This window comes from Streptomyces sp. LaBMicrA B280 (assembly GCF_049222185.1).
Taxonomy (GTDB): domain Bacteria; phylum Actinomycetota; class Actinomycetes; order Streptomycetales; family Streptomycetaceae; genus Streptomyces; species Streptomyces murinus.
Genome location: NZ_JBMJCT010000006.1, coordinates 136,859 through 147,188, shown reverse-complemented (window position 1 = coordinate 147,188; position 10,330 = coordinate 136,859). Strand labels below are relative to the sequence as shown.

11 protein-coding genes are annotated in these 10,330 nt (G+C 70.9%); 6 read left to right on the top strand and 5 right to left on the bottom strand.

Annotated elements, in window-relative coordinates:
- Window positions 1-202: 202 nt before the first annotated feature.
- From ACLF5H_RS06280 to ACLF5H_RS06260, 5 genes are all read right to left on the bottom strand, one after another.
- Window positions 203-1,165: an SCO1860 family LAETG-anchored protein gene (locus tag ACLF5H_RS06280; RefSeq protein WP_421675057.1), complete on the bottom strand. Its 963-nt coding sequence runs from the start codon at window positions 1,163-1,165 to the stop codon at window positions 203-205.
- Between the two features lie 160 nt (window positions 1,166-1,325).
- Entirely contained in the window at window positions 1,326-2,417 is a 1,092-nt protein-coding gene (locus ACLF5H_RS06275; protein ID WP_421675056.1) for an amidohydrolase family protein, read from the bottom strand.
- Window positions 2,418-2,434: 17 nt separating this feature from the next.
- Window positions 2,435-3,229: an amino acid ABC transporter ATP-binding protein gene (locus ACLF5H_RS06270; protein ID WP_421675055.1), complete on the bottom strand. Its 795-nt coding sequence runs from the start codon at window positions 3,227-3,229 to the stop codon at window positions 2,435-2,437.
- Window positions 3,226-4,059, bottom strand: a complete 834-nt coding sequence (locus ACLF5H_RS06265) for an amino acid ABC transporter permease (RefSeq protein ID WP_365194586.1) — start codon at window positions 4,057-4,059, stop codon at window positions 3,226-3,228. Before ACLF5H_RS06265 ends, ACLF5H_RS06270 begins: the two co-directional genes overlap by 4 nt.
- Before the next feature lie 4 nt (window positions 4,060-4,063).
- Window positions 4,064-4,906, bottom strand: a complete 843-nt coding sequence (locus ACLF5H_RS06260; protein ID WP_421675054.1) for a basic amino acid ABC transporter substrate-binding protein — start codon at window positions 4,904-4,906, stop codon at window positions 4,064-4,066.
- A gap of 160 nt (window positions 4,907-5,066) precedes the next feature.
- On the opposite strand from ACLF5H_RS06260, the gene ACLF5H_RS06255 reads away from it, so the two are divergent.
- The 6 genes from ACLF5H_RS06255 (at window position 5,067) to thpD (ending at window position 10,278) form a co-directional block, all read left to right on the top strand.
- On the top strand, window positions 5,067-6,221 hold the full coding sequence (locus ACLF5H_RS06255; protein WP_421675053.1) for a pyridoxal-phosphate-dependent aminotransferase family protein: 1,155 nt from the start codon (window positions 5,067-5,069) through the stop codon (window positions 6,219-6,221).
- 81 nt (window positions 6,222-6,302) lie between these two features.
- Window positions 6,303-6,857: a DinB family protein gene (locus ACLF5H_RS06250; protein WP_421675052.1), complete on the top strand. Its 555-nt coding sequence runs from the start codon at window positions 6,303-6,305 to the stop codon at window positions 6,855-6,857.
- 255 nt (window positions 6,858-7,112) lie between these two features.
- Window positions 7,113-7,628 carry a diaminobutyrate acetyltransferase gene (ectA, locus tag ACLF5H_RS06245; protein ID WP_421675051.1) on the top strand — a complete coding sequence of 172 codons (516 nt, stop codon included), beginning with the start codon at window positions 7,113-7,115 and terminating at the stop codon, window positions 7,626-7,628.
- A gap of 13 nt (window positions 7,629-7,641) precedes the next feature.
- Entirely contained in the window at window positions 7,642-8,913 is a 1,272-nt protein-coding gene (gene ectB, locus ACLF5H_RS06240; RefSeq protein ID WP_421675050.1) for a diaminobutyrate--2-oxoglutarate transaminase, read from the top strand.
- A gap of 54 nt (window positions 8,914-8,967) precedes the next feature.
- Window positions 8,968-9,378: an ectoine synthase gene (locus tag ACLF5H_RS06235; RefSeq protein ID WP_421675049.1), complete on the top strand. Its 411-nt coding sequence runs from the start codon at window positions 8,968-8,970 to the stop codon at window positions 9,376-9,378.
- Between the two features lie 6 nt (window positions 9,379-9,384).
- Complete coding sequence (gene thpD / locus ACLF5H_RS06230; RefSeq protein WP_421675048.1) at window positions 9,385-10,278, top strand: ectoine hydroxylase; 894 nt, start codon at window positions 9,385-9,387, stop codon at window positions 10,276-10,278.
- Window positions 10,279-10,330: the final 52 nt, after the last annotated feature.

The window sequence follows — 10,330 nt, the reverse complement described above, 5'->3', positions numbered from 1 at the left end:
CCCGCCGAACCGCACCGGCTGCGCGACCTCGGCTACGCCGTGCGCCGCGGCGACACCTTCCCCGGACTCGGCACCGACTGGATACGCCTCGCCGTCCGCGACCGACACCTTCCTGACCGCCCTGGCAACCGCGCGTGCGCACAAGGGCGGGACCGGCGAGGTTCCCCCGGCCTCACCGGTCCCGCCCCGCTTCCGCCTGCCGTCAGCTCCTGCGGCGGCGGGCCAGCAGTACCGCGCCGCCGCCCGCCGCCAGCAGCGCCACCGCGCCGCCCGCGATGTACGGCGTCGCCGGGTTGCCGCCCGTCTCCGCCAGGTTCGTGTCCGAGGCGCCGCCCTGGGGCTTCACGTCGGAGACCGGGGCGGCGTCGGACTTGGTGCCGGAGGCCGAGCCGGGCTTGGTGCCGGAGCCCGGGTCGTGGCTCTGCGTCGGGGGCTTGGAGGGCGGCGCCATCGGGGACTCGCAGGTCGCCTTGGCCAGCGTGACCGTGCCCTCGACGTCCGCCACGTTCAGCTTCAACGGATTGACGGAGACCTTGAGCTGGAGCGCGGTCGCGGCCGCCGTACGCGAGGTGGTGTCGCGCTGCGCGAGGTCGAGGCGGACCTCGCCGACACCGGGCACCTTGACCTCGACCGGCCCCCCGGCGGTGACCGAGACCTTACGGCCGAGGACGGTGACCGTGCCGACGATCTTCGCGTCGGCCACCGGCGCCCTGCCCGCCTCACAGGTGGCCCGCGCGGTGACGGTGTCCACCTCGATCAGGGACAGCAGGGGCAGGCCGGGGACGTGCAGCCTGGCGTGCACCAGGCGGACGGAGCCTTCGGCGCGCCGGTCGGTGACGGTGGCCCGGGACTGGGCCACGTCCGCGCCGAGGACGGTGAACGGGTTGCCGCCGGACACCCCGTCGAGGCGGGCGGACAGGGCGGTTCGGTCGGCGCTCCGCGGTGCCGTGACCTCGTTGAGGGAGACGGCGAGCGGGACGTCGACGGACTTGTTGAGCAGGGACACATCGAGCCCGGTACGCAGGACGACGGCGGTGGCGCGGCCGGGATTCTCGGTCGCGTGCGCCGCGCCCGCGCCCAGGACGGCGGGCGCGGTGGCCAGCGCGGTGACGGTCGCCGCGGCGGCCAGACGGCGCACGGGCATACGGAAGTTGGTGCTGTTCAAGGCGGTGGGACCCCCCACTTGACACTGCTTGGGACCCGTCAACCTTGTCGTCAGTGTGGGTGAACGGTCAGCAAACCTGGGTCACTTCACTCAAACGTGGAAATTCCGCACGCCTCTTCGAATCCCCATGCACACGCGTTCCCTTGCCTGCCTGGCGGCGCTACTGCACCACCGCCCCGTTCAGCACCACCCGGCGCGGTGCGGCCAGCACGCCCACCTCGGCCCGGGGGTCCTCGTCGTACACCACGAGGTCCGCGGGGGCGCCCTCCTCCAGGCCGGGCCGCCCGAGCCACGCGCGCGCGGACCAGCTGGTCGCCGCGAGCGCGTCGAGGGGCGGGATGCCCGCGGTGACCAGTTCGGCGACCTCCGCCGCGACCAGGCCGTGCGGCAGCGAGCCACCCGCGTCGGTGCCGACGAACACCGGGATCCCGGCGTCGTACGCGGAGCGCACCGTGTCGTAGCGGCGCTCGTGCAGCCGGCGCATATGGGCCGACCAGTTCGGGAACTTGCTCTCGCCGCCGTCCGCGAGCCGCGGGAAGGTGGCGATGTTGACGAGGGTGGGCACGATGGCGACGCCCCGCTCGGCGAACAGCGGGATCAGGTCCTCGGTGAGGCCGGTGGCGTGCTCGACGCAGTCGATGCCCGACTCGACCAGATCGCGCAGGGAGTTCTCGGCGAAGCAGTGCGCGGTGACCCGGGCGCCCAGCCGGTGGGCCTCGGCGATCGCGGCCTCGACCGCCTCCCGGGGCCAGCAGGGAGAGAGGTCGCCGACCTCGCGGTCGATCCAGTCGCCGACCAGCTTGACCCAGCCGTCGCCGCGCCGGGCCTCCTGGGCGACATAGGCGACGAGGTCGTCCGGCTCGATCTCCCAGGCGTAGTTGCGGATGTAGCGGCGGGTGCGCGCGATGTGCCGCCCGGCCCGGATGATCTTCGGCAGATCGGCCCGGTCGTCGATCCAGCGGGTGTCCGAGGGCGAGCCCGCGTCCCGCATCAGCAGGGTGCCCGCTTCCCGGTCGGTCAGCGCCTGCTTCTCGGCGGTCTCCGCGTCGACCGGGCCGTGCGCGTCGAGGCCCACATGGCAGTGCGCGTCGACCAGTCCGGGCAGCGCCCACCCCCGCACGGTCCGGACGTCCCGGGCCCCGGTGGGGCGGTCGTACGACACCCGGCCGCCGACCACCCACAGTTCGTCGCGTACGTCCCGCGGCCCGACGAGGACCCCGCCCTTGACATGCAGCACCGGCTGATCGCTCATACCGGCACCTTAGAGGGCTAGGCCGCGCCGGGTCCCCCCTGGTCCGCGACCCCCTCCTCCACCTCGGCCATCGCCGGGTCGAGGAGCCGGGAGAGGAAGTGGCGGGTGCGCTCGTGGCGGGGGGCGCCGATGACCTGCTCGGGGCGGCCCTGCTCCACGATCACCCCGCCGTCCATGAAGACGACCCGGTCGGCGACCTCGCGCGCGAAGCTCATCTCATGGGTGACGACCATCATCGTCATGCCCTCCCGCGCGAGGGAGCGCATCACCGCGAGGACGTCACCGACCAGCTCGGGGTCGAGCGCCGAGGTCGGCTCGTCGAAGAGCATCACCTCGGGGCCCATGGCGAGCGCGCGGGCTATGGCCACCCGCTGCTGCTGGCCGCCGGAGAGGGCGGAGGGGTAGGCGCCGGCCTTCTCCGCGAGGCCCACCCGGGCCAGGTTCTCGGCGGCGACGCGCTCGGCGTCCCCCTTGTCCCGCTTGAGCACCCGGCGCTGCGGCAGCGTGAGGTTCTCGGTGACGCTGAGGTGCGGGAAGAGGTTGAACTGCTGGAAGACCATGCCGATCCGGCGGCGGACGGCGTCGATGTCGACATCCGGGTCGGTGACCTCGGTGCCGCCGACGAAGACCCGCCCCGCGCTGGGCTCCTCCAGCAGGTTCACACAGCGCAGCAGCGTGGACTTGCCGGAGCCGGACGGGCCGATGACGCAGACGACCTCGCCCTGGGCGATCTCCAGGTCGATGCCGCGCAGCACCTGGTTGTCGCCGAAGGACTTGTGCAGACCCTGGACGCGGATCTCGGGGGTGCTCACCTGATCTCCCTGAGGGCCTTGGTTTCCATACGGCGTACGACGAGGCTGAGCGGGATGGTGATCAGCAGATAGCACAGGCCCGCGACCAGGATCGGCGTGGAGTTGGCGGTCTGGCTGGCCAGGTCGTTGCCGAACTTGGACAGTTCGCGCTGTTCGAGGGTGACCCCGAGGAACAGCACCAGCGAGGAGTCCTTGAAGAGCAGGACGAGTTCATTGGTCAGCGGCGGCAGGATGATGCGGAAGGCCTGCGGCAGGATGATCGAGACCATGGCCCGCGCGGGCGAGAACCCGAGCGAACGGGCCGCCTCCAGCTGCCCCTTGGGCACCGCCTGGATGCCGGCGCGGATGGTCTCGGCCATATAGGCGGCGGAGACCAGGCCGAGCGCGACGGCGACCTTGCCGTAGGTGCCGCCGGGGTACTGGACGGTCGGGAAGGCCAGCGGCACGCCGACGCCGACGAAGATGAAGATCAGCAGCGCGGGCAGGCCGCGGAAGATCTCGATGTAGATGCCGGCGAGCCAGCGGTAGGGGCCCACGGAGGACAGCCGCATCAGGGCGATGACCATGCCGAGGGCCAGGCCGACGACGAACCCGGACAGCGTGTACAGCACGGTGTTCTTCAGGGCGACCGTGATGAGGTCGGGGAACAGCTGCTTGGCGATGCCGGGCTGCGCGAACTGGTTCTGGAGCCGCCCCCAGTCCGCGGTGAGCGCGAAGGCGATCACCGCGGCGGCGAGGACGGCGTACTGGGCGCCGCGCGAGAGCTTGCGCTTCTGCGTGCGCGTCAGCCCCGTGCGCTTCGGCTGGATGCCGGTGTCCGTGTCGGCCATGGGGTCAGGAACCGGCCGGGGAGGCGACGGAGGAGTCGTACGGGCCGATCCACTTCTCGTAGATCTTCTTGTACGTGCCGTCGGCCTTGGCGTCCTTGAGGGCCTTGTTCACGGCCTTCAGCAGGGGCTTGTTGCCCTTCTTGACCGTGAAGCCGTACTGCTCGCCGGTCTTCAGGTTGCCGACCACCTTGAACCTGTCCGCGGTGGCCTTGTCCTTCAGCCAGCCCTGGACCACCGGGTAGTCGATGATGACGGCCTGGACCTGGCCGGTGCGCAGGCCGTTGAGCACGGCGTCGGAGGAGGCGAAGGAGACCGGGTCGAGGCCCTTCTTCTTGGCGAAGTCCTCACCGGTGGTCTGCGCCTGGGCGCCGAGCTTCTTGCCCTTGGCGCCGTCGAGCGAGGTGATCCCGCTGTCCTTGGCGACCAGCACGGCCTGGGTGGCCTCGAAGTACGGGTCGGAGAAGTCGACGTTCTTCGCGCGCTCGGGGGTGATCGTCATACCGGCGGCGGCCAGATCGCACTGGCCGGAGTTCAGGAAGGCGCCGGTCTTGAAGTTCTCGAACGGCGTGTCCACGATCTGCTGCTTGACGCCGAGGTCCTTGGCGACCAGGTCGATCAGGGAGACGTCGAAGCCCTGCACCTTGCCGTCCACCACCGACTGGAACGGCGGGTAGGGCAGGTGGGTGCAGGTGGTGAGCTGCCCGGCCTTGGCCAGGTGGACACCGCCGGCCACGGTCTGGCCGCTCCCCGAACCGCCGGAGGAGCAGCCCGCCACGACGAGCACGAGGCCCGCGGTCGCGGTGGTGGCGGCCAGCAGGCGGGTCCGGCGTCCGAAGGGCGTTTTCATGGGGGGGAGTCTCCTGAGGAGGGAACGATAGGTTCCGATTATAAGGAAATGTTTGGGTATCTCAAACCAAACCCATGGCCCTGGGGGGCCTGGACCTAAGATCGGGGGGAGCAGGCCGCTGTGACCCCTGCGAACCGCCCGACGAAGAGAGATCACCGCCGTGACGCACCCCCTCCTCGACCTGCCCCCGCTGACCGCGCGGCGCTTCGCCGCGATCGAGGACCGGGTGGCCCGGCTGCTGGACACCCGGCAGGACGTCCTGATCACCCAGGGCGAGGCACTGCTGCCGCTGGAGGGCGCGATCCGCGCCGCCGCCGGTCCGGGCACGGTGGCCCTGAACGTGATCACCGGCCCCTACGGACAGACCTTCGGCGACTGGCTGCGGGACGCCGGCGCGACCGTGTACGACATCGCGGTCCCCTTCCACACGGCGGTACGGGCCGAGCAGATCCGGGCCGCGTTCGCCGAGCACCCGGAGATCGACTTCGTCTCGCTGGTGCACGCGGAGGCGGCGACCGGCAACACCAACCCGGTCGCGGAGATCGGCGAGGCGGTGCGGGAGCAGGGCGCGCTGTTCTATCTGGACGCGGTCGCCTCGGTGGGCGCCGAGCCGGTGCTGCCGGACACGTGGGGCGTGGACCTGTGCGTGATCGGCGCGCAGAAGGCGATGGGCGGCCCGGCGGGCGTCTCGGCGATCTCGGTGAGCGAGCGGGCCTGGGCCCGGATGGCGGCGAACCCGAACGCGCCGCGCCGCTCCTACCTCTCCCTGCTGGACTGGAAGGAGCGCTGGCTGGACGCCGGCCGCAGGGCCCTGCCGCACGCACCCGCGCAGCTGGAGATGCTGGCGCTGGACGCCTGCCTGGAGCGGATCGAGGCGGCCGGCCCGGACGCGGTGACGGCCCGCCACCGTCGCGCGGCCGAGGCCACCCGGGCGGGCGCGTCGGCCCTCGGCGGCGGCCTGAGATCGGAACGATCTGCCACCCGGGCGGGCGCGTCGGCCCTCGGCGGCGGCCTGGAGCCGTACGTCCACGACGCCGCGGACGCCGCCCCGGTCGCCACCACCCTGCGCGTCCCCTCCTCGCTCGCGGCCTCCGACCTGGTCGCCGCCGCGCTGGCCGCCGACCCCGCCCTCCCGCTGGCCGCGGGCGGCGGCGCCCTGGCCCGGGAGATGATCCGGGTCAACCACTACGGCCCCGACGCCACCGAGTCCGCCGTCCAGGCCTCGCTGGCCGCCCTCGGCGCGGCCCTCGCCGCACGGGGCGCGACGGTGGACCAGGCGGCCGCCCGAGAGGCCGTGGAGCGGGTCTGGCGGTAGCCGCCGCGGACCGGTGAGCACGACAGCGGCCCGCGCCTCGTGGCGCGGGCCGCTGTCACACCCGGCTGCCATGCTGCGCCCATGACCAGTGAGCACACCCCGCAGCCGGAACACACCGCCGCGCAGCCGGCCCTTCCCGACGGCCGCCCGATCCCCCTGCTGACCGGCCCCGAGCGCCCCATGCTGGAGAGCTGGCTGGACTTCCACCGGGCCACGCTGGAGCTGAAGTGCCGCGGCCTGTCCGACGGGCAGGCGCGGGCCGCCTCGGCGGAGCCGTCGGAGCTGACCCTGCTGGGCCTGGTGCAGCATCTCGCGGAGGTCGAGCGGACCTGGTTCCAGCGGGTGCTGGGCGGCCTGGACCTGCCGCCGCTGTTCGAGGAGGAGTCCGGGTACGCCCTGGCTCCGGCGCGCGGGCTGGACGAGGCGCTGACCGTCTGGCACCGGGAGGTCGCGCGCGGCCGCGAGCTGTGCGCCGGGCGGCCGCTGGAGGCCACCGGCCGGATCGCGGACGGGCCGATGGCCGGGGCGGAGGTCAGTGTGCGCTGGGTGCTGATCCATCTCATCGAGGAGTACGCCCGCCACAACGGACACGCGGACATTCTCCGTGAACGAATTGACGGCACCACCGGAGCTTGAATTCAATTTAGTTTCACAATTCCCGCCAATTTCCCGGACGGTAGCTTCCCATAGTCTTCTGCCCGCTTTTTGCGCGACTAAACGGGTCAGTTTTCCGGGAGATTTCCGATGGTTTCAGGGGTGTGACACACCCCACAATGAGGGTATTTTGCCCCACTTTGCCGTGGGGCAATCCAGACATTCCACACACTCCCCCGAGCCGCTTCGCGTCTGCGGTCGTGCATTTTTTAATTTGCCTCGCTAAATTCGTGCCGCATGACTGCCGCACCCGCAGACCTGCTCATAGACCGACCGGCAACGGCCGACGGCGCCGCGCTCTGGCGCCTCGCCAAGGACTCGAAAACGCTCGATCTCAACTCGTCCTACAGCTATCTGCTGTGGTGCCGGGACTTCGCCGGCACCTCGGCGGTGGCGCGTGGTGCGGACGGCACACCCATCGGATTCATCACCGGCTACGTGCGGCCCGACCGCCCCGACACCCTGCTCGTCTGGCAGGTCGCCGTGGACTCCGCCCACCGGGGCCACGGCATCGCCGCCGCTCTGCTGGACGGACTGACCGCGCGGCTCGCCGAGTCCGGCGTCAACCGGATCGAGACCACCATCACGCCCGGCAACACCGCCTCCGAGCGGCTGTTCACCTCGTACGCCGAACGGCACGGCGCGCACCTCACCCGCGAGGTGCTGTTCCCCGCCGAGCTGTTCCCGGACGCCCCGCACGACTCCGAAGTCCTCTACCGCATCGGCCCGTCGGCCGATTCCCACGCCCACTGAGGAGCGAATCACCGTGACCATCACCCAGCCCGACCTCAGCGTCTTCGAGACCCTCGAGTCCGAGGTGCGCAGCTACTGCCGCGGCTGGCCCACCGTGTTCGACCGCGCGCAGGGCAGCCGGATGTACGACGAGGACGGCCATGCGTACCTCGACTTCTTCGCCGGTGCCGGATCACTCAACTACGGCCACAACAACCCGGTGCTCAAACGGGCGCTGATCGACTATCTGTCCCGGGACGGGGTCACCCACGGCCTGGACATGTCGACCACCGCCAAGCGCCGCTTCCTGGAGACCTTCCAGAACCTGGTGCTGCGCCCGCGCGATCTGCCGTACAAGGTCATGTTCCCGGGCCCGACCGGCACCAACGCCGTGGAGTCGGCGCTGAAGCTGGCCCGGAAGGTGAAGGGCCGCGAGGCCATCGTGTCCTTCACCAACGCCTTCCACGGCATGTCCCTGGGCTCGCTCGCGGTGACCGGCAACGCCTTCAAGCGTGCCGGTGCCGGCGTCCCGCTGGTGCACGGCACCCCGATGCCGTTCGACAACTACTTCGAGGGCACCGTCCCGGACTTCCTGTGGTTCGAGCGGCTGCTTGAGGACCAGGGCTCCGGTCTGAACAAGCCCGCCGCGGTGATCGTGGAGACCGTGCAGGGCGAGGGCGGCATCAATGTGGCCCGGCCCGAGTGGCTGCGCGCGCTCAAGGAGCTGTGCGAGCGGCAGGACATGCTGCTGATCGTCGACGACATCCAGATGGGCTGCGGCCGTACCGGCGCCTTCTTCTCCTTCGAGGAGTCCGGGATCACCCCCGACATCGTCACGGTGTCGAAGTCCATCAGCGGCTACGGCCTGCCGATGTCGCTGTGCCTGTTCCGGCCCGAGCTGGACGTCTGGGAGCCGGGCGAGCACAACGGCACCTTCCGCGGCAACAACCCCGCGTTCGTCACCGCCGCCGCGGCCCTGGAGGCGTACTGGACCGACGGCTCGGCCATGGAGAAGCAGACCCGGGCCCGCGGCGAGCAGGTCGAGCAGGCGCTGATCTCCATCACCGAGGAGAACCTCGCCGACGTCAAGGAGTACCGCGGGCGCGGGCTGGTGTGGGGCATCGAGTTCCACGCCAAGGACCGTGCCGGGCGCATCGCGCGGCGGGCCTTCGAACTGGGCCTGCTCATCGAGACCTCGGGGCCGGAGAGCGAGGTCGTCAAGCTGCTGCCGGCCCTGACCATCACCCCCGACGAGCTGGACGAGGGTCTGAGCATCCTCGCCCGCGCCGTCCGGGAAACCGTCTGAACCACCGGAAACACACCGTCTGACCGCAACGTCCGACCAGGAGGAAGCACCACCGTGATCGTCCGATCGTTCAAGGACATCGAAGGCACCGACCGCCACGTCAAGTCGAAGTCGGGCACCTGGGAGAGCAAGCGCATCGTCCTGGCCAAGGAGCGGGTCGGCTTCTCCGTGCACGAGACCATCCTGTACGCGGGGACCGAGACGCAGATGTGGTACGCCAACCACATCGAGGCCGTCGTCTGCACCAGGGGCGAGGCCGAACTGACCGACCGCGAGACCGGGCAGACGTACACCATCACGCCCGGCACCATGTACCTCCTGAACGGGCACGAGCGGCACACGCTGCGGGTCAAGGAGGACTTCCACTGCATCTGCGTGTTCAACCCGCCCGTCACCGGACGGGAGGACCACGACGAGAACGGCGTCTACCCGCTGCTCACGGAGCCCGAGCCCGAGGAGGTGTGAGCGACCATGACCACCGCCACCGTGAAGGACCTCTACCCGACCCGCGGCGCCACCGAGGTGACCGTCCCCCGCCAGGATCCGGTCCTGTGGGGTTCGCCCGGCACGCCGGGACCGATCGCGGCGGGCGATCTCCAGGCGTTCGAGCGTGACGGCTTCCTCTCCGTCGACCAGCTGATCGGCTCCGACGAGGTCGAGATCTACCGGCAGGAGCTGGACCGGCTGGTCACCGACCCGGCGATCCGCTTCGACGAGCGCTCCATCGTGGAGCCGAAGTCCCAGGAGATCCGCTCGGTCTTCGAGGTGCACCGGATCAGCGAGGTGTTCGCGCGCCTGGTGCGCGACGAGCGCGTGGTCGGCCGGGCCCGCCAGATCCTCGGCTCGGACGTGTACGTCCACCAGTCGCGGATCAACGTCAAGCCGGGCTTCGGCGCGAGCGGCTTCTACTGGCACTCGGACTTCGAGACCTGGCACGCCGAGGACGGCCTGCCGAACATGCGCACGGTGTCCGTCTCGATCGCGCTGACCGAGAACCACGACACCAACGGCGGCCTGATGATCATGCCGGGCTCGCACCGGACGTTCCTGGGCTGCGCGGGCGAGACGCCCAGGGACAACTACAAGAAGTCGCTCCAGATGCAGGACGCGGGCACCCCCTCCGACGCGGCGCTGACCGAACTGGCGGGCGAGCACGGCATCAAGCTGTTCACCGGCAGGCCGGGCTCGGCCACCTGGTTCGACTGCAACTGCATGCACGGCTCGGGGGACAACATCACCCCGTTCCCGCGCAGCAACGTCTTCATCGTGTTCAACAGCGTGGAGAACACGGCGGTGGAGCCGTTCGCCGCGCCGGTGCGCCGACCGGAGTTCATCGGGGCGCGCGACTTCACCCCGGTGAGGTAGGCGCGTCGGAACACCGGGCCGGGGCCTCCACGTGTGGGACGGGAGGCCCCGG